This window comes from Geodermatophilus amargosae (assembly GCF_041028265.1).
In the GTDB taxonomy this organism is placed as follows: domain Bacteria; phylum Actinomycetota; class Actinomycetes; order Mycobacteriales; family Geodermatophilaceae; genus Geodermatophilus; species Geodermatophilus amargosae_A.
In genome coordinates, this window is record NZ_JABGCW010000014.1 from 126,560 (window position 1) to 148,853 (window position 22,294).

Consider the following 22,294-nt stretch of genomic DNA (forward strand, 5'->3'; position numbering starts at 1 on the left):
ACAGGAGGCTTTCCGCACGTCTGGAGTCCGAGAACGTGCGCAGAGCTTCCTATGCCTGGTCCGGGAGGACGATGCGCTCCTGGCGGCTGTAGACGTTGCAGCCGTCGCCGCGCAGGAAGCCGACCAGCGTGATCCCCACGTCGGCGGACAGCTCGACCGCCAGCGACGACGGCGCCGACACCGCCGCGAGCACCGGGATGCCGGCCATCGCCGCCTTCTGGGTCAGCTCGAAGCTCGCGCGGCCGCTGACCATCAGCACGTGCCCGGTCAGCGGCAGCCGCCCGGCGCGCAGCGCGTCGCCGATCACCTTGTCCACGGCGTTGTGCCGGCCGACGTCCTCGCGCAGCACCACGAGCTCGCCGTCGGCGGTGAACAGCCCGGCCGCGTGCAGGCCGCCGGTCTTGGTGAACACCTCCTGCGCCGCGCGCAGCCGGTCGGGCAGCGCCAGCAGGGTGGCCAGCTCCAGGCGGGTGGCGTCGGCGGCGACGTCGTGGCGGGTGCGCGTCCGGATCGCGTCGATGCTCGCCTTGCCGCAGACGCCGCACGAGCTCGAGGTGAGGAAGTTGCGGTCCAGCGCGGTGTCCGGCGGCTCCACGCCCGGCGCCAGGTCGACGTCGACGACGTTGTAGGTGTTGCGGCCCTCGTCGTCGACGCTGTTGCAGTAGCGCAGCCCGGCGACGTCTTCGATGCCGGCGATGACCCCCTCGGTGGCGAGGAAGCCGTGCACGAGGTCGAAGTCCGCCCCCGGCGTGCGCATGGTGACCGCCAGCGGCGACCCGTCGAGGCGGATCTCCAGCGGCTCCTCCGCGGCCACCGTGTCGGGTCGGGTGGTGTGCACGGGGCCCCGGATGCGGAGCACCGGGGTGCGGCTGGTGACTCGTCCCACGATCAGCGACGGTACCCACGTCCGGCCCCTACGGTCTGTCCGTGACCGCACCGGACCCCCTCGCGCCCTACGCCGCGGTGGTGCTGGCCGGTGGCCGTGCGGCCCGGCTCGGCGGGCGGGCCAAGCCGCAGCTCGAGGTGGGCGGCCGCACGATGCTCGAGTCGGTGCTCGCCGCGGTCGCCGACGCGGCCCCGCGGGTCGTCGTCGGGCCGCCGCAGCCGGTGCCCGCGGGTGTCCGCGTCGTCCGCGAGCGGCCCCCCGGCGGCGGGCCGGTCGCCGCGATGCGCGCGGGACTGGCCGTCGTCGACACCGACGTCGTCGCGGTGCTCGCCGGCGACCTGCCGTTCGTGACGCCCGCGCTGCTGGCCGACCTGCGGGCGCGGCTCACGGCCGACGGCGTCCTGGTCGTCGACGACACCGGCCGCGACCAGTACCTGCTGGGGGTGTGGCGCACCGTGGCGCTGCGCGCGGCGCTGACCGGGGCCGACGGTCCGGTACCGGTGCGCCGGGTGCTGGCCCGGCTGTCGGTCACCCGGCACTCCCCCGCCCGCGAGCCGGGGACGCCGCCGCCCTGGACCGACTGCGACACCCCCGCCGACCTGGCCCGCGCCCGCGCCGCCGCGGGCGGGTGACCGGTCCGGGCGAGGGGTAGGGGCTGGGCATGCGCGTCGTCATCGCCGGAGCCCACGGTCAGGTCGCCCGCCGCCTCGGCCGGCTGCTCAGCGGCCGCGGGGACACCGTGGTCGGCATCGTCCGCAATCCCGACCACACCGCCGACCTCGAGGCCGACGGCGTCATCCCCGCGGTGCTGGACCTGGAGTCCGCGGCGGTCGACGACGTCGCCGAGGTGGTGCGCGGCACCGACGCGGTGGTCTTCGCGGCCGGTGCCGGGCCGAACAGCGGCGAGGCCCGCAAGCACACCGTCGACCACGGCGCCGCCGTCCTGCTGGCCGACGCCGCCGAGCGGGCCGGCGTCCGCCCCTACCTGCTGGTGTCCTCGATGGGCGTCGAGCAGGCGCGGAAGGGCACGCCGAAGGGCATGGACCCGGTCTTCGCCGTGTACCTGCAGGCCAAGCTGCGCGCCGAGGACGTGATCCTGCCGCGCACGGCGCTGGACGTCGTGATCCTGCGGCCGGGTGCTCTGACCGACGAGCCGGGCACCGGGCGCGTCCGGCTCGAGCACGGCGTCGGGTACGGCGAGGTCCCCCGCGACGACGTCGCCGCGGTGCTGCTCGCCCTGCTCGACGCGGGCAAGGCGAACGAGGTCGTGGAACTCGTCTCCGGCGACACCCCGATCGCCGACGCCGTCGCCGCGCTGCCCTAGGTGCGCAGCGCGCGCGTGACGAGCGCGCGGGCGGCCAGGTCGGCGTCCGGCGGGTAGTCGACCCGCAGCAGGGTCAGCCCGCCCGGCGGTGCGACGACGACCTCGTCGGCCCGCTGCCGGCGCTCGAGCAGGGCGGCGGGCCACTCCGGCGACCGGCGGCCCTCCCCGACGGCGATCAGCGCGCCGACCAGGCTGCGGACCATCGAGTGGCAGAACGCGTCCGCGGACGTGGTGACGGTCACCAGCTCCCCGTCGCGGGCCACCGCGAGCTCCAGCAGCGTGCGGATCGTCGTCGCCCCCTCGCGGCGGCGGCAGAAGGCGGCGAAGTCGTGCCGGCCGGTCAGCAGGCGTGCAGTGGCGTCCATGGCGGCGGCGTCGAGCCGGCGGGGCCAGCCGACGGTGTCGGCGCGGCGCAGCGGCGGCGGACCGGCGTCGCTGTCGGTGAGCCGGTAGGCGTAGTGCCGCGCCAGCGCCCCGAAGCGGGCGTCGAAGCCCGGTGGGGCCTCCGCCACGGCGCGCACGGCCACGTCGGCCGGCAGGAGCCCGCGCAGCCGGCGTACCAGCCGCTCCCGCTGGTCCTCCCACGCCGCCGGCGGGACGTCGGCGTGCGCGACCTGGCCGGTGGCGTGCACCCCGGCGTCGGTCCGGCCGGCCACGGTGAGCCCGACCGGGGTCCGCAGAACGGTGGTCAGCGCGGCCTCGAGCTCGGCCTGCACGGTGCGGCGCCCGGGCTGCCGGGCCCAGCCGGAGAAGTCCGTGCCGTCGTAGGCGACGGCCAGCCGGAGACGGACGAGCCCGCCCCCGGGGTCGGGGGCGGGCTCGTCGGAGTCGTGCGGGGTGTTCAGGAGCTCACTGGGGGTCGGGCGCCGACTCGCCGCCGGGGGCGTGGGTGCCCGCGGTCGCGGCGTCGCCGATCTCGGCGGCCTCGATCTCGGCGGCCGCCGCGGCCGCCACGTCCGGCGACAGCGCGGGGTCGTCGACCACGGCCAGGTTCTCCGCGCGCGGCTGCGGGGTCACGTCCCCGTCGTCCTGGCGGTCGCCGTCGGGGTTGTAGAGATCGGTGACGATCTCCTGCGCCTCGGGGTCGACGCCGCCCCCGGTGACGGCCGGCGAGGTGTCGCCGCCGGGCCCGGTGGTCTCACCCACGGAGCCGGCGCCCTGGTCACCGCCGCTGGCGGGGACCCCGGCAGCGCCGGCGTTGCCGCCCTCGCCCGGCTGCTCGGTCACTTGGTGCCGTCCGCGTCCCCGGCGTCGCCCGGGGTCTCGGCGTCGGCGGCCACGACCTCGGTGGTGTCGTCGGCGGCGGCCGCCTCGACGGCGACCGTGTCGTCGGCGACGGTGTCGCCGACGGCCGTGTCGTCCGTGGCAGCGGCGTCGGTGGCAACGGCGTCATCGGCAACGGCGTCATCGGCAACGGCGTCATCGGCAACGGCGTCGTCGGCGTCGGTCTCGTCGGCGTCGGCGGCCTCGATCACGTCGGCGGTGACCTCACCGGAGGCGGAGGCCGCACCGGCGCCGGCGGCGAAGCGGGTGCCGCGGGCACGCTCGGCCTCGCCGACGGCCTGCTGGCCGACGGTCAGGGCCTCGACCAGCTCGATCACGGCCATGGGGGCGTTGTCGCCCTTGCGCGGACCGACCTTGGTGATGCGGGTGTAGCCGCCGGGCCGGTTCTCGTAGCGCGGGCCGATCTCGGCGAACAGGTGGTGGACGACGTCCTTGTCGCGGATGACCGTCATGACCTGCCGGCGGGCGTGCAGGTCACCGCGCTTGGCGAAGGTGACCAGCTTCTCGGCGTACGGACGCAGCCGCTTCGCCTTCGCCTCGGTGGTGGTGATCCGCCCGTGCTCGAACAGCGACGTGGCCAGGTTGGCCAGCATCAGCCGCTGGTGGGCGGCGGAGCCGCCGAGACGGGGGCCCTTGGTGGGGGTGGGCATGTCGGTCCTTCCTCAGGCGGCCGGGCGGGGCGTGCGCCGGCTGCTACCAGGTGGTGCTGTCGTCGCTGTTCTCAGTGTGGCGGGCGCTGCCGGTGCCGTGGACACCGGCCCGGCCGGGCGGCGGACCTCCGCCGCCCGGCCGGTGCGGCGTCAGAGCTGCTCGGTCTCCTGGAAGGAGCCGTCGTCGTACTGGACCTGGCCGTACTCGGCGCCGTACTCGGCGGTGCCGTGGTAGGCGTCGGTCTCGTAACCCTCGTCGTAGCTCTCGACCGAGGTCGGGATGAACCCGGGCGGGCTGTCCTTGAGCGCCAGGCCCATGGCCGCCAGCTTCATCTTGACCTCGTCGATCGACTTGGCCCCGAAGTTGCGGATGTCGAGCAGGTCGGCCTCCGAGCGGGTGACCAGCTCGCCGACGGTGTGCACACCCTCGCGCTTGAGGCAGTTGTAGGACCGGACGGTGAGGTCCATGTCCTCGATCGGCATCGAGAAGTTCGCGATGTCGGCGGCCTCGGCCGGGCTGGGCCCGACCTCGATGCCCTCGGCGTCGACGTTGAGCTCGCGCAGCAGGCCGAACAGCTCGACCAGGGTCGAGCCGGCGCTGGCGATGGCGTCGCGGGGGGCGATCGAGGGCTTCGTCTCGACGTCGACCACGAGGCGGTCGAAGTCGGTGCGCTGCTCGACGCGGGTGGCCTCGACGGCGTAGGTGACCTTGAGGACCGGCGAGTAGATCGAGTCGACCGGGATGCGGCCGATCTCCTGGCCGGGCTGCTTGTTCTGCGGCGCCGGGACGTACCCGCGGCCCCGCTCGACGACCAGCTCGATCTCGAGGCGGCCCTTGCCGTTCAGGGTGGCGATGTGCAGGTCGGGGTTGTGCACCTCGACACCGGCCGGGGGCGCGATGTCGGCGGCGGTGACCTCCCCGGGGCCCTGCTTGCGCAGGTACATGGTCACCGGCTCGTCGGAGTCGGAGCTCACCACGAGGCCCTTGAGGTTCAGGATGATCTCGGTGACGTCCTCCTTGACCCCGGGCACGGTGGTGAACTCGTGCAGGGTGCCCTCGATCCGGATGCTGGTGACAGCAGCGCCGGGGATCGACGACAGGAGGGTGCGGCGCAGCGAGTTGCCGAGGGTGTAGCCGAAGCCGGGCTCCAGCGGCTCGATGACGAACCGCGAGCGCTGCTCGGTGATCGTCTCCTCGGTCAGCGTCGGACGCTGTGCGATGAGCATGGGTGTTCTCCTTCTGGTCCTCCGGCGACCGCCATATGACGCCGTGAGGGGGGTGGTGCAGGCCCCGGCGGACATCGGTCCGCCCGCCGGGGCCGGGTGCTGCGGTGGTGCTGTCTCGCGGTGGTGCTGTCTCGCTGTGGTGCTGCGAGCCCCTACTTGGAGTAGAGCTCGACGATCAGCTGCTCCTGGACCGGGGTGTCGATCACCTGGCGGGCCGGGACGCTGTGCACGACGGCACGCAGCTGGCCGCCGATGACCTCCAGCCACGGCGGCACGGGGCGCTCGCCGGCACGGGCCTGGGCGATCTCGAAGGGCACCATCCGCCGCGACTTCTCGGCGACCTCGACGATGTCGTTCGCGCTCACCCGGTAGGACGGGATGTCGACCTTGCGGCCGTTGACCCGGATGTGGCCGTGCTTGACCAGCTGGCGGGCCATGTCGCGGCTCTCGCCCCAGCCGGCCCGGTACACGACGTTGTCCAGCCGCGACTCGAGGATCTGCAGCAGGACCTCACCGGTCTTGCCGGTCTTGCGGTTGGCCTCCTCGTAGTAGCCACGGAACTGCTTCTCGAGGACGCCGTAGATGCGGCGGGCCTTCTGCTTCTCGCGCAGCTGCAGGAGGTACTCGCTGTCCTTGCTGCGGCCCCGGCCGTGCTCGCCCGGCGGGTACGGCCGGATCTCGATCGGGCACTTCGGGGACTCGCACTTGCTGCCCTTGAGGAACAGCTTCATCTTCTCGCGCCGACACAGGCGGCAGTCGGCTCCGGCGTAACGGGCCACGTCAGGTACTCCTCGTTCTTCTCGTCAGTGGCCGGTCAGACCCGGCGGCGCTTCTTCGGGCGGCAGCCGTTGTGCGGCTGGGGGGTGACGTCCTGGATCTGCCCGACCTCGAGGCCGGTGGCCTGCAGCGAGCGGATCGCGGTCTCCCGACCCGAACCCGGGCCCTTCACGAAGACGTCGACCTTGCGCATGCCGTGCTCCTGGGCCTTGCGCGCGGCGTTCTCGGCGGCCATCTGCGCCGCGAACGGCGTCGACTTGCGCGAGCCCTTGAAGCCGACGTGGCCGGCGGAGGCCCAGCTGATCACGTTCCCGGTCGGGTCGGTGATCGACACGATCGTGTTGTTGAACGTGCTCTTGATGTGAGCGGCGCCGTGGGCGACGTTCTTCTTCTCCTTGCGGCGGACCTTCTTGGCACCAGCCGCGGCGCGAGCCCTGGGAGGCATGTCTCTCCGGATTCCTTCTGACGTATGGCCTGGGAACACACGCGCAGCCCGTCGTCCCCGCCCTCACGGGTCGCCACGACGGGCCGCTGCGCGGCTTACTTCTTGCCGGCCTTCTTCTTGCCGGCGATGGTCTTGCGCGGGCCCTTGCTCGAGCGCGCGTTGGTCTTGGTGCGCTGACCGTGGACCGGCAGTCCACGGCGGTGACGCAGGCCCTGGTAGCAGCCGATCTCCACCTTGCGGCGGATGTCGGCGGCCACCTCGCGGCGCAGGTCACCCTCGACGCGGAAGTGCTCGTCGATGTAGTCGCGCAGCCGCAGCAGGTCCTCGTCGGAGAGGTCCCGGACGCGCAGGTCCGGGCTGACGCCGGTCGCCGTCAGGGTCTCCTTGGCGTGGGTCTTGCCGATGCCGTAGATGTAGGTGAGCGCGACCTCCATCCGCTTGTCGCGGGGCAGGTCGACGCCGGCCAGTCGTGCCATGTCTCAGGTACTCCCTCAGCCCTGCCGCTGCTTGTGGCGGGCGTTGTCGCAGATGACCATGACCCGGCCGTGCCGGCGGATCACCTTGCACTTGTCGCAGATCTTCTTCACCGACGGCTGGACCTTCACCGGTGCCGCCCCTCATTCCTGTCGATCGATGGCCGCCCACGCGACACCCGGAGGTGTCCCGCGCCGGCGGCGGTCACTTGTAGCGGTAGACGATGCGACCGCGGGTCAGGTCGTAGGGCGAGAGCTCCACGACGACGCGGTCTTCCGGCAGGATGCGGATGTAGTGCTGCCGCATCTTGCCGCTGATGTGGGCGAGCACCCGGTGCCCGTTCTGCAGCTCGACCCGGAACATCGCGTTGGGCAGCGGCTCGACGACGCGACCCTCGACCTCGATGGCCCCGTCCTTCTTCGCCATGCCCTACACGGCCTCCCTGACTCGGTGGTGCTGGTGGTGTGGTGCTGGAGTCGCGTGCGTCCATGCCGGGGCCCAGCCCCAGGTCGCACACGGTGGTTGCAGAACGTGTGGTGCAGACACTCCCGCGAGGGCGCCCAGCATCGCGCGGCCACAGCACGACGACAGGACGGCGCGAGCGCCATCGGCCACTGTACCCCGCCTGTGGACGGCGATCCAACCCGGCCTCGGTCACACGGGGGCCTCCCCCTGCGTGCCCGGGTCGGGGCACGGGGGAGCCGGGTTCAGGTGCGGGGGGTGATCCCGAACGGTGCCAGCCCCGCGACGCCGCCGTCCTCGGCCGTCAGGACCCAGGGGCCCTCCGGCGTGATGGCGACGGTGTGCTCGAAGTGCGCGGCGCGCGACCCGTCCTTCGTGACGACCGTCCAGCCGTCGTCGAGCTCGGCGGTCGCGGCGTCGCCCACCGTCACCATCGGCTCGATGGCCAGCGCGAGGCCGGGCACGAGCTTGGGGCCCCGACCGGGCCGGCCGTAGTTGAGGACGTGCGGGTCCTGGTGCATCTCGGTGCCGATGCCGTGCCCGCCGTAGTGGTCGACGATGCCGTAGGCGTGCTGCTCGGCGGTGACCACCCCCTCGACGGCGGCACCGATGTCGGTCAGCCGGCCACCGGCGACGGCGCGGGCCAGACCGGCCCACATGCTGCGCTCGGTGACGTCGATGAGCGCGGCGTCCTCGGCCGACGGCGGGCCGACGGTGACGGTGACGGCGGAGTCACCGTGCCAGCCGCGCAGGATGGCGCCGCAGTCGATGGAGATGTTGTCGCCCTCGGCGAGGGCCCGCTCCGGGTCCGGGATGCCGTGGACGATCTCGTCGTTGATCGAGGCGCAGATGCTGCCGGTGAAGCCGTGGTAGCCCAGGAACGACGGGATCGCCCCGGCCGACCGGATGGTGTCCTCGGCGATCGCGTCGAGTTCCCCGGTGGTCACGCCGGGCCGCACCGCCGCCCGGACGGCGGCGATGGCCTGCGCCACGACGAGACCGGCGCCGCGCATGAGCTCGATCTCGTGCGACGTCTTGATCTGGATCATGCGTCCACTCCACTTCGCCAGCAGCGGGAGGCGGGTCAGGATCCCGGCCGACATCGGCGGCGCCGTCCCCTCAGCTGTCGCTCGGCTGCCCGGGCTGCGGGGGGCGGCCCAGGGCGGTCATCACCCGGGCGGTGACCTCGTCGACGGACCCGATCGCGTCGATGCGCGACAGCAGCCCCTCGCCGTCGTAGAACCCCGACAGCGGAGCGGTCTGTTCCCGGTAGACCTCGAGCCGGCGCCGGACGGTCTCGGGCTTGTCGTCCTCGCGCTGCACCCACTCGCCGTCCACCAGCATCCGGCGGCCGGAGAGCCGGCGCACCAGCTCGTCCTCCTCGACGACGAGCTCCACGACGCGGTCCAGGCCGTGCCCGAGGTCCTCGAGGGAGCTGCGCAGCTGCTCTGCCTGCGGGATGGTGCGGGGGAAGCCGTCGAGCAGGAAGCCGCCCTCCGCGTCGGGCTCGCCGAGGCGGCCCTTGACCATGGCGACGGTGACCTCGTCGGGCACCAGGTCGCCGGCGTCCATGTAGACCTTGGCCTTCAGGCCGAGCTCGGTCTGGCCGCTGACGTTGGCGCGGAAGATGTCGCCGGTCGAGATCGCCGGGACACCGAGCCGGCCGGCGATCACCTGGGCCTGGGTGCCCTTGCCGGCGCCGGGCGGACCCAGCAGCACGATGCGCACTACTTCAGGAACCCTTCGTAGTTGCGCTGGTTGAGCTGCGTCTCGATCTGCTTCACGGTCTCCAAGCCGACTCCCACCATGATCAGCACTGCCGTCCCGCCGAACGGGAAGTTCTGGTTCGCTCCCTGCTGCGTCACCGACAGGAAGAAGTTGGGCAGCACCGCGACGATGCCCAGGTAGATCGACCCGGGCAGGGTGATCCGGGACAGCACGTACTGCAGGTACTCCGCCGTCGGCCGTCCCGGACGGATGCCGGGGATGAAGCCGCCGTAGCGCTTCATGTCGTCGGCCCGCTCCTCCGGGTTGAAGGTGATCGACACGTAGAAGTACGTGAAGAACACGATCAGGCCGAAGTACAGCGCCACGTGGACCGGGCTGCTCTGGTCGATGACGTAGTTCTCGAAGAACTGCCGGACCGGGCCGGTCTCGTCGCCCTGCAGCTGGGTGATCAGCTGGGGCAGGTACAGCAGCGACGAGGCGAAGATGACCGGGATGACGCCGGCCTGGTTGACCTTCAGCGGCAGGTAGGTCGAGGTCCCGCCGTACATGCGGCGGCCGACCATGCGCTTGGCGTACTGGACCGGGATGCGGCGCTGCGCCTGTTCGACGTAGATGACCGCCCCGATGATCAGCAGGGCGAAGGCGCAGACGACGGTGAAGACGACGCCGCCGCGGGTCTGCAGGATCGAGCCGCCCTCGGCCGGGATGCGTGCCGCGATCGAGGTGAAGATCAGCACGGACATGCCGTTGCCGATCCCCTTCTCGGTGAGCAGCTCGCCCAGCCACATGATCACCGCGGTGCCGGCGGTCAGGGCGATGACCAGGACGACCGTCGTCCAGATGCTGTCCGAGGGGATGATGTCCTGCTGGCAGCCGGGGAACAGCTGGCCGCTGCGGGCCAGGGCGATGATGCCGGTGCTCTGCAGGACCGCCAGCGCGATCGTCAGGTAGCGGGTGTACTGGGTCAGCTTCTGCTGGCCCGACTGCCCTTCCTTCTTCAGCTGCTCGAAGCGCGGGATGACCACGACCAGCAACTGCACGATGATGCTGGCGGTGATGTAGGGCATGATCCCCAGCGCGAAGATCGACAGCCGCAGCAGCGCTCCACCGGAGAACAGGTTCACCAGCGAGTAGACGTCGCGCTGACTGCCCGCCTGGGCCTGCTCGAGACAGCTGTTGATCGCCTGGACGGAGACGCCCGGCCCGGGCACGGAGGCGCCCAGCCGGTAGACGGCGATCATCGCCAGGGAGAACAGCAACTTGCGCCGGAGGTCTGGCGTCCGGAACGCCGCGGCGAACGCCTGCAGCACGTGCCCTCCCCTGCTCGGTCGGATGAGGTTAGCAACGACGACGGGCCCCTCTGCCCCCGCCACTCGAGAGCGCGGCGGGGCCCTGCCGAGGGGCGCACCAGGCGGCCCGCCGGACGGCGGACCGGGCAGCAGACGACCCCCGGGGCGATGGTGCTCCCGGGGGTCGTCGGCGGTCAGATGCGGGTGGTGCTGCCCCCGGCCGCGGAGATCTTCTCGGCGGCGGAGGCGGAGAAGGCGTGCGCGTGCACGGTGACCTGGACGCCGCCCAGGTCACCGGTCCCGAGGACCTTCACCGGCTGGCCCCGGCGCACCGCGCCGGCGGTGGCGAGGCTGTCGGGGTCGACGTGCCCGCCCTGGGGGAACAGCGCCGCGATCCGGTCGAGGTTGACGACCTGGAACACGACCCGGTTGGGGTTCTTGAAGCCCGACATCTTGGGCAGCCGCATGTGCAGCGGCGTCTGACCGCCCTCGAAGCGCGCGGAGGTGTTCCCGCGCGCCCCGGTGCCCTTGGTGCCGCGACCGGCGGTCTTGCCCTTCGAGCCCTCACCACGGCCGACTCGCGTCTTGGGGGTGTGGGCGCCCGGGGCCGGACGCAGGTGGTGGATCTTGATGGTCATGAGGGGTCCCTGCTCAGATCTCTTCGACGGCGACGAGGTGCGTCACCGTGGCGACCATCCCGCGGATCTCGGGACGGTCCTCCTGCACGACCGTGTCGTGGATCCGCTTGAGGCCCAGCGAGCGCAGCGTCTGCCGCTGGTTGGGCTTCGAGCCGATCGCCGACCGGACCTGGGTGACCTTCAGCTGCGCCATGTCAGACCCCCTGACCCGCGCGCGCCCGGAGCATGGCGGCCGGGGCGACGTCCTCGAGGGGCAGCCCGCGGCGGGCGGCGATCTCCTCGGGGCGGACGAGGTCCTTCAGCGCCTGCATGGTGGCGTGCACGATGTTGATCGGGTTCGACGAGCCGAGGCTCTTGGAGAGGACGTCGTGGATGCCGGCGCACTCGAGCACGGCACGCACCGGGCCACCGGCGATGACACCGGTACCGGGGCTGGCCGGCTTGAGCAGCACCACGCCGGCCGCCGCCTCACCCTGCACCGGGTGCGGGATGGTGCTGGCGATGCGCGGCACCTTGTAGAAGTGCTTCTTGGCCTCCTCGACGCCCTTGGCGATGGCCGCGGGCACCTCCTTGGCCTTGCCGTAGCCGACGCCCACGGTGCCGTCGCCGTCGCCGACGATCACGAGGGCGGTGAAGCTGAAGCGCCGACCGCCCTTGACGACCTTCGACACGCGGTTGATGGCGACCACGCGCTCGATGTAGTTGCTCTTCTCGGCAGGCGCGCCGCCGGGCCCTCGCCCGCCGTCACGACGGTCGCGGCGGTCGTTACCGCCGCCGGCGCCGCCGCCGCGTCGCTGTGGTCCTGGCATCAGACGTCCCTCTCGATCTGCTGGTTGGCGGAGCTGCTCATCAGAAGTCCAGCCCGCCCTCACGTGCGCCGTCGGCCAGCGCGGCGATGCGGCCCTGGTAGCGGTTGCCACCCCGGTCGAACACGACCTTGGTGATGCCGGCGGCCTGGGCGCGCTCGGCGACCAGGGCACCGACCCGGCGGGCCAGGGCGGACTTGTCGCCCTCGGCCTGACGCAGGTCGGCGTCCAGCGTCGAGGCGCTGACCAGCGTACGGCCGACGGTGTCGTCCACGACCTGGACGTGGATGTGCCGCGAGCTGCGGTTGACCACCAGGCGCGGACGCTCCGCCGTGCCGGCGACCCGCTTGCGCAGCCGGTTGTGGCGGCGCAGCCGCGAGACGCGGCGCGCGGTGCTGATGTCGGTGCCGACGGGCGTGTGCACCCGGGCCCCCTTGGCCCCGTTCTGTGAACTGGTCTGTGCCATCACTTACCCGTCTTCCCGACCTTGCGCTTGACGACCTCGCCCTGGTAACGGACGCCCTTGCCCTTGTACGGGTCCGGCCGGCGCAGCTTGCGGATGTTGGCGGCCACCTGGCCGACCTGCTGCTTGTCGATGCCGGTGACCCGCAGGCGGGTCGGCGACTCGACGGTGAAGGTGATGCCCTCCGGCGCACGCACGGGCACCGGGTGGCTGAAGCCGAGGGCGAACTCCAGGTCCGACCCGCGGGCCTGGACGCGGTAGCCGACGCCGACGATCTCGAGGGTCTTGGTGAACCCCTCGGTGACGCCGGTGATCATGTTGGCGATCAGGGTGCGGGACAGGCCGTGCAGCGCCCGGCTCTCGCGCTCGTCGTCGGGACGCTGGACGCTCAGGGTGCCGTCCTCGCCGCGGTCGACGGTGATCGGCGTCGCGACGGTGTGGGCCAGGGTGCCCTTGGGGCCCTTCACGCTGACCGTCTGGCCGTCGACGGTGACGTCGACACCGCCGGGCACCGGAATCGGCAGTCGTCCGATCCGTGACATCTCGCTCGCTCCTCTTACCAGACGTAGGCGAGGACTTCCCCGCCCACGCCCTTCTTGTTCGCCTGCCGGTCGGTCAGCAGCCCGGTGGAGGTGGAGATGATCGCCACCCCGAGGCCGCCGAGCACCTTGGGCAGTGCGTTCGACTTCGCGTAGACCCGCAGGCCCGGCTTGGACACCCGGCGCACCCCGGCGATGCTGCGCTCGCGGTTGGGGCCGTACTTCAGGTCGATCACGAGCTCCTTGCGGGTGCTGCCGTCCTTCTCGACCTCGTCGACGCGCCAGCCGGCGATGTAGCCCTCCTGCTGGAGGATCTCGGCGATGTGCGTCTTGAGCTTGGACGACGGCATGGCCGCCGAGTCGTGGTAGGCCGTGTTCGCGTTGCGCAGCCGCGTGAGCATGTCCGCGATCGGGTCGGTCATCGTCATGGGTGTCGTGCCTCTCTCGCCGCGGTTCCGCACGCGTCCTTCGCGTGGGCCTCTCGGCGACCGGGTGGTGCTGTGCTCCCGCCCCGCGCGGTCAGCGCGCGGGGCGGGATCCGTGCGACTACCAGCTGGACTTGGCCACGCCCGGCAGCTCGCCGGCGTGCGCCATCTCCCGCAGGCAGATCCGGCACAGGCCGAACTTGCGGAAGACGGAGTGCGGACGTCCGCACCGCTGGCAGCGGGTGTAGCCGCGGACCGCGAACTTGGGCTTGCGGGCCGCCTTGTTGATGAGCGCCTTCTTGGCCATCTCGGTGTCTCCCTGCTCCTCTGTCCGGTACCCGGCTCAGCGGATGGTGGTGACGACGGTCTGGCCGGCGAACGGGAAGCCCAGGAGGCGGAGCAGCTCGCGACCCTCCTCGTCGTTCGTGGCGGTGGTGACCAGCGTGATGTCCATGCCGCGCGGCCGGTCGATCTTGTCGACGTCGATCTCGCGGAACATCGACTGCTCGGTCAGTCCGAACGTGTAGTTGCCGTGCCCGTCGAACTGCTTGGCGTTGAGGCCACGGAAGTCACGGATGCGGGGCAGGGCCAGCGCCAGGAGCCGGTCGAGGAACTCCCACATGCGGTCGCCGCGGAGGGTGACCTTGGCGCCGATGGGCATGCCCTCGCGCAGCTTGAACTGGGCGATGGACTTGCGCGCCCGGACGACGGCCGGCCGCTGCCCGGTGATGGCGGTGAGGTCGCGGACCGCGCCGTCCATCAGCTTGGCGTCGCGGGTGGCCTCGCCGACGCCCATGTTGACGACGATCTTCGTCAGCCGCGGGATCTGCATGACGTTCTCGAAGCCGAACTCCTCCTGCAGCGCAGGGGCGATCGACTCGCGGTAGTACGCCAGGAGGCGCGGGAGCTCACGGGTGGGTGCAGTCATCGTCAGAGGTCCTTACCGGTCCGCCGCGACACCCGGATGTTGCGGCCTTCCTCGTCCTTGCGGTGGCCGACCCGGGTCGGCGTCCCCTCGGAGTCGATCACCATCACGTTGCTCACGTGGATGGGCGCCTCCTGGGTGACGATGCCGCCCTGCTGCGCACCGCGCTGGTTCGAGCTGATGCGGGTGTGCTTCTTCACCCGGCCGACGCCCTCGACGAGGACCTTCTGCAGCTTGGGGTAGGCGGCGATCACCCGGCCCCGGGCGCCCTTGTCCTTGCCGGCGAGCACCACGACGGTGTCGCCCTTCTTGACCTTCATGGACGGCTTCTTGTCAGCCATGGTCAGAGCACCTCCGGGGCCAGCGAGATGATCCGCATGAAGCGCTTGTCCCGCAGCTCGCGGCCGACGGGGCCGAAGATGCGGGTACCGCGCGGGTCGCCGCTGTCGCGGATGATCACGGCGGCGTTCTCGTCGAAGCGGATGTAGGAGCCGTCCGGACGGCGACGCTCCTTGGCGGTGCGGACGACGACGGCCTTGACCACGTCGCCCTTCTTGACGCCGGCACCGGGGATGGCGTCCTTCACGGTGCCGACGATCACGTCACCGATGCCCGCATAGCGCCGCCCGGATCCGCCGAGCACCCGGATGCAGAGGATCTCCTTCGCACCGGTGTTGTCGGCGACCCGGAGCCGCGACTCCTGCTGGATCACGTCCTACTCCCAATCTCAGTGGTGACAGCCGGGCCAGAACGGTGAACCGGCTGTCCGGCACCCACGTGCGGACGCACCGGCAGCGCTTGCCGCCGGTGCGTCCGACACGGGTACCGGGATGTGGCGCTCACCCGGAGGGGCGCCAGTGGTCCAGGGTACCCGGTCCCGTGACCCGCTCCCCGGGGGAGTGGGTCACAGGACCGCGCGGACCCGGACGGGGCCTACTTGGCCTTCTCGACGACCTCGACCAGACGCCACCGCTTGGTGGCCGACAGCGGCCGGGTCTCCATGATCTGCACGCGGTCACCGATGCCGGCGACCCCCTGCTCGTCGTGGGCCTTGAGCTTGCTCGTGCGGCGGAGGACCTTGCCGTACAGGCCGTGCTTCACGCGGTCCTCGACCTCGACCACGATCGTCTTGTCCATCTTGTCGCTGACGACGAGGCCCTCACGGACCTTGCGGTACCCACGACCGGCCAGGCCGGGGCCGCTGGCGACAGCGGCGTTGTCGGTCTCGCTCATGCCACACCCTCGTTCGGGGCGACCGAGAGACCCAGCTCGCGCTCGCGCATGATCGTGTAGATCCGGGCGATGTCGCGACGCACGGTCTGCAGTCGCCGGTTGTTGTCCAGCTGGCCGGTGGCCACCTGGAACCGCAGGTTGAACAGCTCTTCCTTGTGCTCACGCAGCCGCGTGGCGAGCTCGTCGGCCGAGAGCTCGCGCAGCTCCGGGGCGGTCAGACCGGCGGCCATCACACCTCTCCTTCGCGCGTGATGAAGCGGCACTTCATGGGTAGCTTGTGGATGGCGCGGCGCATGGCCTCGCGGGCCACGGGCTCGGACACCCCCGACAGCTCGAACATGACCCGGCCGGGCTTGACGTTGGCCACCCACCACTCCGGCGAACCCTTGCCGGAACCCATGCGGGTCTCGGCCGGCTTCTTCGTGAGCGGACGGTCCGGGTAGATCGAGATCCACACCTTGCCGCCACGGCGGATGTGGCGGGTCATGGCGATACGGGCGGACTCGATCTGCCGGTTCGTCACGTAGGCCGGCTCCAGGGCCTGGATGGCGTACTCACCGAAGTTGATCTCGGTGCCGCCCTTGGCCCGGCCGGAGCGGCCCGGGTGGTGCTGCTTGCGGTGCTTGACGCGCCGTGGGATCAGCACGTGTCAGCCCTCCGTCGTCTCGTTCGCGGTCGACTCAGCCGCAGCGGTCGCCTCGGGACCGGCGGCCTCGGCGAGGGTCTGCTCGGAGCCGAGCTCACCCGAGGTCACGGCCACGGTGCTCTCGGCCGCCGTGTCCTCGGCGGCCGTCTCCGGGCCGGTCGTGCCCTCGGCCGCCGCGCGGCCGGCCTCGGTGCCACCGGCGGTGGTGCCGCTGGAGCCCGAACGGCGCGGACGCTGGGGACGCTCGCGGCGCTGCTGACGAGCGGCGAGGGCCTCGAGGGCCTCGCGCTCGGCACGGGAGCCGCTGACGTCGCCCTTGTAGATCCACACCTTCACGCCGATGCGGCCGAAGGTGGTGCGGGCCTCGTACAGGCCGTAGTCGATGTTCGCCCGGAGGGTGTGCAGCGGCACGCGGCCCTCGCGGTAGAACTCCGACCGGCTCATCTCGGTGCCGCCCAGACGCCCGGAGCACTGCACCCGGATGCCCTTGACCTGCGGGCTGCGCTGGGCCGACTGCATGGCCTTGCGCATGGCACGGCGGAAGCTCACCCGGCTCGACAGCTGCTCGGCCACGGCCTGCGCCACGAGCTGGGCGTCGGCCTCGGGGTTCTTCACCTCGAGGATGTTGAGCTGCACCTGCTTGCCGGTGAGCTTCTCCAGCTCGCCGCGGATGCGGTCGGCCTCGGCGCCGCGGCGGCCGATGACGATGCCCGGCCGGGCGGTGTGGATGTCGACCCGCACCCGGTCACGGGTGCGCTCGATCTCCACCTTGGAGATGCCGGCGCGCTCCATGCCCTTGGACATGAGCTTGCGGATGGCCACGTCTTCCTTGACGTAGTCCTTGTAGAGCTTGTCGGCGTACCACCGGGACTTGTAGTCGGTGGTGATGCCCAGGCGGAACCCGTGCGGGTTGACCTTCTGACCCACTAGCGGGTCCCTCCCCTCGTGTTGGAGCGCTGCTGCGTGCCCTGCTGCTGCGTCGCCGGGCCGGACTGGCCGGTGCGGCGGCGGGCGGTGCGCGACTTGCCGGCGAGCTCGGCGCTGGCGCCGATCTCGCTCACCTCGACGGTGATGTGGCTGGTCCGCTTGTTGATGCGGTAGGCGCGGCCCTGGGCGCGCGGCCGGATCCGCTTCATGGTCGGGCCCTCGTCGACGTAGGCCGCGCTCACGACGAGCGCCGCCGGGTCGAGCCGGAGGTTGTGCTCGGCGTTGGCGACGGCGCTGGCGACGACCTTGGCCACCGGCTCACTGGCGGCCTGCGGCGCGAACCGCAGCAGCGCCAGGGCCTCGTCGGTGGGCAGGTAGCGGATGAGGTCCACCACCCGCCGTGCCTTCATGGGGGCGACGCGGACGCCACGGGCAACGGCCCGGGCGACCTGCGTCTCCTCACCCAGCTGGGAAGTCATCTCGTGTCTCTCTCTCAGACCAGGCTCAGCCGCGCCGCGACCGGCGGTCGTCCTTGACGTGACCCCGGAAGGTCCGGGTCGGGGCGAACTCGCCGAGCTTGTGCCCGACCATGGCCTCGGTCACGAAGACCGGGACGTGCTTGCGCCCGTCGTGCACGGCGATGGTGTGGCCGAGCATGTCGGGGATGATCGTCGAGCGGCGGGACCAGGTCCGGATGACCGTCTTGGTGCCCTTCTCGTTCTGGACGTCCACCTTCTTGAGCAGGTGGTCGTCGACGAACGGGCCCTTCTTGAGGCTGCGTGGCATGTCTGTCGGACTCCTCTACCCGCTCAGCGCTTCTTGTTGGTGCGCCGGCGGCGCACGATCAGGGCATCACTGGCCTTGCGCTTGCGCGTGCGGCCCTCCGGCTTGCCCTTCGGGTTCACCGGGTGGCGACCACCGGAGGTCTTGCCCTCACCACCACCGTGCGGGTGGTCCACCGGGTTCATGGCGACACCGCGGACGGTCGGGCGCTTGCCCTTCCACCGCATGCGGCCGGCCTTGCCCCAGTTGATGTTCGACTGCTCGGCGTTGCCCACCTCGCCGACGGAGGCGCGGCAGCGGACGTCGACGTTGCGGATCTCGCCCGAGGGCATCCGCAGCTGGGCGAACCGGCCCTCACGGGCGACCAGCTGGACGCTGGTGCCGGCCGAGCGGGCGATCTTCGCGCCGCCACCGGGGCGCAGCTCGATGGCGTGCACCACCGTGCCGACCGGGATGTTGCGCAGCGGCAGGTTGTTGCCCGGCTTGATGTCGGCCGCGGGGCCGCACTCCACCGTGTCGCCCTGCTTGAGCCGGGCCGGCGCGATGATGTAGCGCTTCTCGCCGTCGGCGAAGTGCAGCAGCGCGATGCGGGAGGTGCGGTTCGGGTCGTACTCGATGTGCGCGACCTTCGCCGGCACGCCGTCCTTGTCGGCACGACGGAAGTCGATGACGCGGTAGGCGCGCTTGTGACCGCCCCCCTGGTGGCGGGCGGTGACCTTCCCGTGGACGTTGCGCCCGCCGCGACCGTGCAGCGGTCGGACCAGCGACTTCTCGGGATGGTCGCGGGTGACCTCGGCGAAGTCGGCGACGCTCGAGCCACGGCGGCCCGGCGTCGTCGGCTTGTACTTGCGGATAGCCATTGCTGACTCAGTCCTCTATCTCTGGTCCGATCGGTCCGGGCGCTCAGGCGCCGGGACCACCGAAGATCTCGATGCGGTCGCCGGGGGCCAGCGAGACGATGGCGCGCTTGGTGTCCTTGCGCTTGCCCATCTGCGTGCCGCGGCTGCGCTTGCGCTTGCCCTGGCGGTTGATCGTGTTCACGGCGAGGACCTTCACGTCGAAGACCTGCTCGACCGCGATCTTGATCTGGGTCTTGTTCGCCTCGGGCAGCACCACGAACGTGTACTGGTTGTCGTCCAGCAGCCCGTAGCTCTTCTCCGAGATGACCGGCGCCAGCAGGACGTCCCGGGGGTCGCGGACGCTCATGCCTTCTCCTCGGTGGTGTCAGCGGCGGTGTCCAGGTCGGTGGTGCCCTGGGCCGGCTGGATCGACGGGATGGCGCCGGGGATGTCCGGCGTCGTCAGGTCGGGCTTGACCAGCGAGGTGCCGCCGGTGCCGCCGGTGCCGCCGTGCGGACCGGAGACGAACTCGGCGAGGGCGGTCTCGGTGAAGACCACCTCGTCGCTGACCAGGACGTCGTAGGTGTTGAGCTGGCCGGCCTCGATGAGGTGCACGCGCGGCTCGTTGCGCAGGCTCATCCAGTTCAGGGTGTCGTCGCGGTCGAGGACCACGAGGACGCGCTTGGCGCTGGTCACCGCGTCGAGGGTGGCCAGGGCGGCCTTGGTCCTCGGGGCGTCGCCGTCGACGAAGGTGCTGACGACGTGCACGCGGCCCTCGCGCGCCCGGTCGGAGAGGGCACCGCGCAGGGCGGCGGCCTTCATCTTCTTGGGCGTGCGCTGCGAGTAGTCCCGCGGCTGCGGGCCGTGGACGGTGCCACCGCCGGTGAACTGCGGGGCGCGGATCGAGCCCTGACGGGCGCGGCCGGTGCCCTTCTGGCGGTAGGGCTTGACGCCACCACCGCTGACGGCGCCGCGCGTCTTCGTCGAGTGCGTGCCCTGGCGGGCCGCGGCGAGCTGCGCCACGACCACCTGGTGCAGCAGCGAGACGTTCGCCGTGCGGTCGAAGAGGTCACCGGGCAGCGTCACGCTGCCGGCGGTCTCCCCCGCCGGCGTGCGGACGTCGACCTGACGGTCGGCGCGCGCGCCCTCGGTCCGGGTCGACTGGGTCACTTGGTGTCACTCCCCACGGGGCCGCCCTTGACGGCCGAACGGACGAGCACGAGGCCGCCCTTCGGACCGGGGATCGCGCCCTTGATCAGCAGCAGCCCGCGCTCGGTGTCCACCTTGTGGACCACGAGCGACAGGGTCGTCGTCTTGACGGCGCCCATGCGCCCGGCCATCTTCAGGCCCTTGAACACGCGGCCGGGGGTGGAGGCGCCGCCGATGGAGCCCGGCGACCGGTGCTTGCGCTGGGTGCCGTGCGCCGCGCCGAGGCCCTTGAAGCCGTGACGCTTCATGACACCGGCGGTGCCCTTGCCCTTGCTGGTGCCGATGACGTCGACCTTCGCCACACCGTCGAACACGTCGACGGTCAGCTCCTGGCCGGCCGTGTACTGGCCGGCGTCCTCGGTGCGCAGCTCCACCACGTGACGGCGGGGCGTGACACCGGCCTTCGCGAAGTGGCCGCCCTCGGGCTTGTTCACCTTGCGGGGGTCGATCTCACCGAAGCCGAGCTGGACGGCCGAGTAGCCGTCGACCTCGGGGGTGCGCACCTGCGTCACCACGTTGGGGCCGGCCTTGACCACCGTCACCGGCACCATGCGGTTGTTCTCGTCGAAGACCTGGGTCATCCCCAGCTTTTCGCCGAGGAGTCCGCGGAAAGTACTCGCCATGACTGGTCTCGGTCCTTACTGGATGTTGACGTCGACCGAGGCCGGCAGGTCGATGCGCATGAGCGCGTCGACCGTCTTCGGCGTCGGGTCGAGGATGTCGATGAGCCGCTTGTGCGTGCGCATCTCGAAGTGCTCGCGCGAGTCCTTGTACTTGTGCGGCGAGCGGATGACGCAGTACACGTTCTTCTCCGTCGGCAGCGGCACCGGGCCGACGACGCGCGCACCGGTCTTCGTGACCGTGTCGACGATGCGCCGCGCCGAGGCGTCGATGGCCTCGTGGTCGTAGGCCTTCAGCCTGATGCGGATCTTCTGTCCCGCCATCGCTGTCTCTCGCTCCTGCCGATCGCTGTTCTGCTAGCTGGGGAACGCCGGGTGCGTCCGGACGTCATCCGGTCTGGCCCCAGCGGATGGGTGGCGGTGCACACACCTGTGCGCGTCCGGCCACCCGAGGACGGGCGGCGGCCGCAACCGGCCGCCGCCCGTCGGAGGTGTTACTTGATGATCTTCGTGACGCGACCGGCGCCGACGGTGCGGCCACCCTCACGGATGGCGAACCGCAGGCCCTCCTCCATGGCGATCGGCTGGATCAGCTCGACCGTCATCTCGGTGTTGTCGCCCGGCATGACCATCTCGGTGCCGGCCGGCAGGGTCACGACGCCGGTGACGTCGGTCGTCCGGAAGTAGAACTGGGGACGGTAGTTGTTGAAGAACGGCGTGTGACGGCCACCCTCGTCCTTCGAGAGGATGTAGACCGAACCCTCGAAGTTGGTGTGCGGGGTGATCGAGCCGGGCTTCACGACGACCTGGCCGCGCTCCACGTCCTCGCGCTTGATGCCGCGCAGCAGCAGGCCCACGTTGTCGCCGGCCTGGCCCTGGTCGAGCAGCTTGCGGAACATCTCGACGCCGGTGACGGTGGTGGAGGTCGAGTTCGGGCGGATGCCGACGATCTCGACGGTCTCCGACACCTTGACGATGCCGCGCTCGACGCGACCGGTGACGACGGTGCCGCGACCGGTGATCGTGAAGACGTCCTCGACGGGCATGAGGAACGGCTTGTCGATCTCGCGCTCGGGCTCGGGGATCGCCGTGTCGACGGCGTTCATGAGCTCCATGAGCTTGTCGCCCCACTCGGCGTCGCCCTCGAGGGCCTTCAGCGCCGAGACGCGGACCACGGGGACGTCGTCGCCCGGGAACTCGTACTCGCTGAGCAGCTCGCGGACCTCCAGCTCGACGAGCTCGAGGATCTCCTCGTCGTCGACCATGTCGGCCTTGTTGAGCGCCACGACGATGTAGGGGACGCCGACCTGGCGGGCCAGGAGGACGTGCTCCTTGGTCTGCGGCATCGGGCCGTCGGTCGCGGCGACCACCAGGATGGCGCCGTCCATCTGCGCCGCACCGGTGATCATGTTCTTGATGTAGTCGGCGTGCCCGGGGCAGTCGACGTGCGCGTAGTGACGGTTCTCCGTCTGGTACTCGACGTGGGCGATCGAGATCGTGATGCCGCGGGCCTTCTCCTCGGGCGCCTTGTCGATCTGGTCGAAGGCCGACGCCTCGTTGAGGTCCGGGTACTTGTCGTGCAGGACCTTGGTGATCGCCGCGGTGAGCGTGGTCTTGCCGTGGTCGATGTGCCCGATGGTGCCGATGTTGACGTGCGGCTTGGTCCGCTCGAACTTGGCCTTGGCCACTGGGTTC

The 22,294-nt window shown here is 71.4% G+C and carries 37 protein-coding genes; 2 read left to right on the top strand and 35 right to left on the bottom strand.

What is annotated here, in order from left to right; all coding sequences use genetic code 11:
• Window positions 1–49 precede the first annotated feature (49 nt).
• Entirely contained in the window at window positions 50–886 is an 837-nt protein-coding gene (fdhD, locus tag HLV61_RS17595; RefSeq protein ID WP_369257739.1) for a formate dehydrogenase accessory sulfurtransferase FdhD, read from the bottom strand.
• A 41-nt stretch (window positions 887–927) separates the two neighbouring features.
• Here fdhD and mobA point away from each other — a divergent pair, with 41 nt between their 5' ends.
• A complete protein-coding gene (gene mobA / locus HLV61_RS17600) occupies window positions 928–1,518 on the top strand; it encodes a molybdenum cofactor guanylyltransferase (RefSeq protein WP_369257741.1) in 591 nt (196 codons plus the stop codon).
• Between the two features lie 29 nt (window positions 1,519–1,547).
• Window positions 1,548–2,210 carry an NAD(P)H-binding protein gene (locus HLV61_RS17605; protein ID WP_369257743.1) on the top strand — a complete coding sequence of 221 codons (663 nt, stop codon included), beginning with the start codon at window positions 1,548–1,550 and terminating at the stop codon, window positions 2,208–2,210.
• On the opposite strand, the gene truA is transcribed toward HLV61_RS17605, so the two are convergent.
• The 34 genes from truA to tuf form a co-directional block, all read right to left on the bottom strand.
• On the bottom strand, window positions 2,207–3,055 hold the full coding sequence (gene truA / locus HLV61_RS17610; protein ID WP_369257911.1) for a tRNA pseudouridine(38-40) synthase TruA: 849 nt from the start codon (window positions 3,053–3,055) through the stop codon (window positions 2,207–2,209). The two genes, HLV61_RS17605 and truA, sit on opposite strands and share 4 nt — an antisense overlap.
• Before the next feature lie 4 nt (window positions 3,056–3,059).
• On the bottom strand, window positions 3,060–3,437 hold the full coding sequence (locus HLV61_RS17615) for a hypothetical protein (RefSeq protein ID WP_369257745.1): 378 nt from the start codon (window positions 3,435–3,437) through the stop codon (window positions 3,060–3,062).
• Entirely contained in the window at window positions 3,434–4,144 is a 711-nt protein-coding gene (rplQ, locus tag HLV61_RS23215) for a 50S ribosomal protein L17 (protein ID WP_440284984.1), read from the bottom strand. The genes HLV61_RS17615 and rplQ overlap by 4 nt, the downstream gene beginning before the upstream one ends.
• 150 nt (window positions 4,145–4,294) lie before the next feature.
• Entirely contained in the window at window positions 4,295–5,371 is a 1,077-nt protein-coding gene (locus HLV61_RS17625; protein WP_369257747.1) for a DNA-directed RNA polymerase subunit alpha, read from the bottom strand.
• Window positions 5,372–5,523: 152 nt separating this feature from the next.
• A complete protein-coding gene (gene rpsD, locus HLV61_RS17630; protein WP_163477519.1) occupies window positions 5,524–6,150 on the bottom strand; it encodes a 30S ribosomal protein S4 in 627 nt (208 codons plus the stop codon).
• A 35-nt stretch (window positions 6,151–6,185) separates the two neighbouring features.
• Entirely contained in the window at window positions 6,186–6,593 is a 408-nt protein-coding gene (gene rpsK / locus HLV61_RS17635; RefSeq protein ID WP_012950456.1) for a 30S ribosomal protein S11, read from the bottom strand.
• Window positions 6,594–6,688: 95 nt separating this feature from the next.
• Window positions 6,689–7,069, bottom strand: a complete 381-nt coding sequence (rpsM, locus tag HLV61_RS17640; protein WP_369257750.1) for a 30S ribosomal protein S13 — start codon at window positions 7,067–7,069, stop codon at window positions 6,689–6,691.
• Between the two features lie 15 nt (window positions 7,070–7,084).
• Complete coding sequence (gene rpmJ / locus HLV61_RS17645; RefSeq protein ID WP_012950458.1) at window positions 7,085–7,198, bottom strand: 50S ribosomal protein L36; 114 nt, start codon at window positions 7,196–7,198, stop codon at window positions 7,085–7,087.
• 73 nt (window positions 7,199–7,271) lie between these two features.
• Window positions 7,272–7,493 carry a translation initiation factor IF-1 gene (infA, locus tag HLV61_RS17650; RefSeq protein ID WP_012950459.1) on the bottom strand — a complete coding sequence of 74 codons (222 nt, stop codon included), beginning with the start codon at window positions 7,491–7,493 and terminating at the stop codon, window positions 7,272–7,274.
• Between the two features lie 281 nt (window positions 7,494–7,774).
• Entirely contained in the window at window positions 7,775–8,578 is an 804-nt protein-coding gene (gene map, locus HLV61_RS17655) for a type I methionyl aminopeptidase (RefSeq protein WP_369257752.1), read from the bottom strand.
• A 70-nt stretch (window positions 8,579–8,648) separates the two neighbouring features.
• Window positions 8,649–9,248, bottom strand: a complete 600-nt coding sequence (locus HLV61_RS17660; protein WP_440284989.1) for an adenylate kinase — start codon at window positions 9,246–9,248, stop codon at window positions 8,649–8,651.
• 8 nt (window positions 9,249–9,256) lie between these two features.
• Window positions 9,257–10,567, bottom strand: coding sequence for a preprotein translocase subunit SecY (secY, locus tag HLV61_RS17665; protein WP_369257756.1), 1,311 nt, complete (start codon window positions 10,565–10,567; stop codon window positions 9,257–9,259).
• A 173-nt stretch (window positions 10,568–10,740) separates the two neighbouring features.
• Window positions 10,741–11,184 (bottom strand): 50S ribosomal protein L15, encoded by a 444-nt coding sequence (gene rplO, locus HLV61_RS17670; RefSeq protein ID WP_440284991.1) that lies wholly within the window; start codon window positions 11,182–11,184, stop codon window positions 10,741–10,743.
• 13 nt (window positions 11,185–11,197) lie between these two features.
• Entirely contained in the window at window positions 11,198–11,377 is a 180-nt protein-coding gene (gene rpmD / locus HLV61_RS17675) for a 50S ribosomal protein L30 (RefSeq protein ID WP_093578188.1), read from the bottom strand.
• Window position 11,378: 1 nt separating this feature from the next.
• The gene (rpsE, locus tag HLV61_RS17680) at window positions 11,379–11,993 is read right to left on the bottom strand and encodes a 30S ribosomal protein S5 (protein ID WP_026857030.1); all 615 of its coding nucleotides are present in this window, start codon (window positions 11,991–11,993) and stop codon (window positions 11,379–11,381) included.
• A gap of 40 nt (window positions 11,994–12,033) precedes the next feature.
• Window positions 12,034–12,414, bottom strand: a complete 381-nt coding sequence (rplR, locus tag HLV61_RS17685; RefSeq protein WP_440284994.1) for a 50S ribosomal protein L18 — start codon at window positions 12,412–12,414, stop codon at window positions 12,034–12,036.
• A 41-nt stretch (window positions 12,415–12,455) separates the two neighbouring features.
• A complete protein-coding gene (gene rplF, locus HLV61_RS17690; RefSeq protein ID WP_369257760.1) occupies window positions 12,456–12,995 on the bottom strand; it encodes a 50S ribosomal protein L6 in 540 nt (179 codons plus the stop codon).
• 14 nt (window positions 12,996–13,009) lie between these two features.
• Window positions 13,010–13,414, bottom strand: a complete 405-nt coding sequence (gene rpsH, locus HLV61_RS17695) for a 30S ribosomal protein S8 (RefSeq protein ID WP_425454171.1) — start codon at window positions 13,412–13,414, stop codon at window positions 13,010–13,012.
• A 124-nt stretch (window positions 13,415–13,538) separates the two neighbouring features.
• Entirely contained in the window at window positions 13,539–13,724 is a 186-nt protein-coding gene (locus HLV61_RS17700) for a type Z 30S ribosomal protein S14 (protein ID WP_093578191.1), read from the bottom strand.
• A 36-nt stretch (window positions 13,725–13,760) separates the two neighbouring features.
• Complete coding sequence (gene rplE, locus HLV61_RS17705; protein WP_369257763.1) at window positions 13,761–14,345, bottom strand: 50S ribosomal protein L5; 585 nt, start codon at window positions 14,343–14,345, stop codon at window positions 13,761–13,763.
• 2 nt (window positions 14,346–14,347) lie between these two features.
• Window positions 14,348–14,683, bottom strand: a complete 336-nt coding sequence (gene rplX / locus HLV61_RS17710) for a 50S ribosomal protein L24 (protein WP_440284997.1) — start codon at window positions 14,681–14,683, stop codon at window positions 14,348–14,350.
• 2 nt (window positions 14,684–14,685) lie between these two features.
• The gene (gene rplN / locus HLV61_RS17715; RefSeq protein ID WP_073421359.1) at window positions 14,686–15,054 is read right to left on the bottom strand and encodes a 50S ribosomal protein L14; all 369 of its coding nucleotides are present in this window, start codon (window positions 15,052–15,054) and stop codon (window positions 14,686–14,688) included.
• A gap of 221 nt (window positions 15,055–15,275) precedes the next feature.
• Window positions 15,276–15,575, bottom strand: coding sequence for a 30S ribosomal protein S17 (rpsQ, locus tag HLV61_RS17720; protein ID WP_369257765.1), 300 nt, complete (start codon window positions 15,573–15,575; stop codon window positions 15,276–15,278).
• Window positions 15,572–15,805 carry a 50S ribosomal protein L29 gene (gene rpmC / locus HLV61_RS17725; RefSeq protein WP_093578194.1) on the bottom strand — a complete coding sequence of 78 codons (234 nt, stop codon included), beginning with the start codon at window positions 15,803–15,805 and terminating at the stop codon, window positions 15,572–15,574. Before rpmC ends, rpsQ begins: the two co-directional genes overlap by 4 nt.
• Window positions 15,805–16,221, bottom strand: coding sequence for a 50S ribosomal protein L16 (gene rplP, locus HLV61_RS17730; RefSeq protein ID WP_093578195.1), 417 nt, complete (start codon window positions 16,219–16,221; stop codon window positions 15,805–15,807). Before rplP ends, rpmC begins: the two co-directional genes overlap by 1 nt.
• 3 nt (window positions 16,222–16,224) lie before the next feature.
• Window positions 16,225–17,148: a 30S ribosomal protein S3 gene (gene rpsC / locus HLV61_RS17735; RefSeq protein ID WP_369257768.1), complete on the bottom strand. Its 924-nt coding sequence runs from the start codon at window positions 17,146–17,148 to the stop codon at window positions 16,225–16,227.
• The gene (gene rplV / locus HLV61_RS17740; protein ID WP_440285001.1) at window positions 17,148–17,627 is read right to left on the bottom strand and encodes a 50S ribosomal protein L22; all 480 of its coding nucleotides are present in this window, start codon (window positions 17,625–17,627) and stop codon (window positions 17,148–17,150) included. The genes rpsC and rplV overlap by 1 nt, the downstream gene beginning before the upstream one ends.
• Window positions 17,628–17,652: 25 nt before the next feature.
• Entirely contained in the window at window positions 17,653–17,934 is a 282-nt protein-coding gene (gene rpsS / locus HLV61_RS17745) for a 30S ribosomal protein S19 (protein ID WP_073421347.1), read from the bottom strand.
• A 23-nt stretch (window positions 17,935–17,957) separates the two neighbouring features.
• Window positions 17,958–18,791: a 50S ribosomal protein L2 gene (rplB, locus tag HLV61_RS17750; RefSeq protein WP_110005316.1), complete on the bottom strand. Its 834-nt coding sequence runs from the start codon at window positions 18,789–18,791 to the stop codon at window positions 17,958–17,960.
• 43 nt (window positions 18,792–18,834) lie between these two features.
• Window positions 18,835–19,137, bottom strand: coding sequence for a 50S ribosomal protein L23 (gene rplW, locus HLV61_RS17755; RefSeq protein WP_093578199.1), 303 nt, complete (start codon window positions 19,135–19,137; stop codon window positions 18,835–18,837).
• Window positions 19,134–19,940: a 50S ribosomal protein L4 gene (gene rplD / locus HLV61_RS17760; RefSeq protein ID WP_369257771.1), complete on the bottom strand. Its 807-nt coding sequence runs from the start codon at window positions 19,938–19,940 to the stop codon at window positions 19,134–19,136. Before rplD ends, rplW begins: the two co-directional genes overlap by 4 nt.
• A complete protein-coding gene (gene rplC / locus HLV61_RS17765; RefSeq protein ID WP_163477510.1) occupies window positions 19,937–20,602 on the bottom strand; it encodes a 50S ribosomal protein L3 in 666 nt (221 codons plus the stop codon). Before rplC ends, rplD begins: the two co-directional genes overlap by 4 nt.
• A gap of 15 nt (window positions 20,603–20,617) precedes the next feature.
• Window positions 20,618–20,923, bottom strand: coding sequence for a 30S ribosomal protein S10 (gene rpsJ / locus HLV61_RS17770; RefSeq protein ID WP_014742859.1), 306 nt, complete (start codon window positions 20,921–20,923; stop codon window positions 20,618–20,620).
• 170 nt (window positions 20,924–21,093) lie between these two features.
• Complete coding sequence (tuf, locus tag HLV61_RS17775) at window positions 21,094–22,287, bottom strand: elongation factor Tu (RefSeq protein WP_369257773.1); 1,194 nt, start codon at window positions 22,285–22,287, stop codon at window positions 21,094–21,096.
• Window positions 22,288–22,294: the final 7 nt, after the last annotated feature.

What these genes read in the sequence shown, in the direction of transcription:
- HLV61_RS17605 (WP_369257743.1), top strand. Translation starts at nt 1,548, where the DNA reads ATGCGCGTCGTCATCGCCGGAGCCCACGGTCAGGTCGCCCGCCGCCTC.
- rplQ (WP_440284984.1), bottom strand. Translation starts at nt 4,144, where the DNA reads ATGCCCACCCCCACCAAGGGCCCCCGTCTCGGCGGCTCCGCCGCCCAC.
- HLV61_RS17625 (WP_369257747.1), bottom strand. Translation starts at nt 5,371, where the DNA reads ATGCTCATCGCACAGCGTCCGACGCTGACCGAGGAGACGATCACCGAG.
- rpsK (WP_012950456.1), bottom strand. Translation starts at nt 6,593, where the DNA reads ATGCCTCCCAGGGCTCGCGCCGCGGCTGGTGCCAAGAAGGTCCGCCGC.
- rpsM (WP_369257750.1), bottom strand. Translation starts at nt 7,069, where the DNA reads ATGGCACGACTGGCCGGCGTCGACCTGCCCCGCGACAAGCGGATGGAG.
- infA (WP_012950459.1), bottom strand. Translation starts at nt 7,493, where the DNA reads ATGGCGAAGAAGGACGGGGCCATCGAGGTCGAGGGTCGCGTCGTCGAG.
- map (WP_369257752.1), bottom strand. Translation starts at nt 8,578, where the DNA reads ATGATCCAGATCAAGACGTCGCACGAGATCGAGCTCATGCGCGGCGCC.
- rplO (WP_440284991.1), bottom strand. Translation starts at nt 11,184, where the DNA reads ATGACCATCAAGATCCACCACCTGCGTCCGGCCCCGGGCGCCCACACC.
- rpmD (WP_093578188.1), bottom strand. Translation starts at nt 11,377, where the DNA reads ATGGCGCAGCTGAAGGTCACCCAGGTCCGGTCGGCGATCGGCTCGAAG.
- rpsE (WP_026857030.1), bottom strand. Translation starts at nt 11,993, where the DNA reads ATGCCAGGACCACAGCGACGCGGCGGCGGCGCCGGCGGCGGTAACGAC.
- rplF (WP_369257760.1), bottom strand. Translation starts at nt 12,995, where the DNA reads ATGTCACGGATCGGACGACTGCCGATTCCGGTGCCCGGCGGTGTCGAC.
- rpsH (WP_425454171.1), bottom strand. Translation starts at nt 13,414, where the DNA reads ATGACCGACCCGATCGCGGACATGCTCACGCGGCTGCGCAACGCGAAC.
- HLV61_RS17700 (WP_093578191.1), bottom strand. Translation starts at nt 13,724, where the DNA reads ATGGCCAAGAAGGCGCTCATCAACAAGGCGGCCCGCAAGCCCAAGTTC.
- rplE (WP_369257763.1), bottom strand. Translation starts at nt 14,345, where the DNA reads ATGACTGCACCCACCCGTGAGCTCCCGCGCCTCCTGGCGTACTACCGC.
- rplX (WP_440284997.1), bottom strand. Translation starts at nt 14,683, where the DNA reads ATGGCTGACAAGAAGCCGTCCATGAAGGTCAAGAAGGGCGACACCGTC.
- rpsQ (WP_369257765.1), bottom strand. Translation starts at nt 15,575, where the DNA reads ATGAGCGAGACCGACAACGCCGCTGTCGCCAGCGGCCCCGGCCTGGCC.
- rpmC (WP_093578194.1), bottom strand. Translation starts at nt 15,805, where the DNA reads ATGGCCGCCGGTCTGACCGCCCCGGAGCTGCGCGAGCTCTCGGCCGAC.
- rplV (WP_440285001.1), bottom strand. Translation starts at nt 17,627, where the DNA reads ATGACTTCCCAGCTGGGTGAGGAGACGCAGGTCGCCCGGGCCGTTGCC.
- rpsS (WP_073421347.1), bottom strand. Translation starts at nt 17,934, where the DNA reads ATGCCACGCAGCCTCAAGAAGGGCCCGTTCGTCGACGACCACCTGCTC.
- rplB (WP_110005316.1), bottom strand. Translation starts at nt 18,791, where the DNA reads ATGGCTATCCGCAAGTACAAGCCGACGACGCCGGGCCGCCGTGGCTCG.
- rplW (WP_093578199.1), bottom strand. Translation starts at nt 19,137, where the DNA reads ATGAGCGTCCGCGACCCCCGGGACGTCCTGCTGGCGCCGGTCATCTCG.
- rplC (WP_163477510.1), bottom strand. Translation starts at nt 20,602, where the DNA reads ATGGCGAGTACTTTCCGCGGACTCCTCGGCGAAAAGCTGGGGATGACC.
- rpsJ (WP_014742859.1), bottom strand. Translation starts at nt 20,923, where the DNA reads ATGGCGGGACAGAAGATCCGCATCAGGCTGAAGGCCTACGACCACGAG.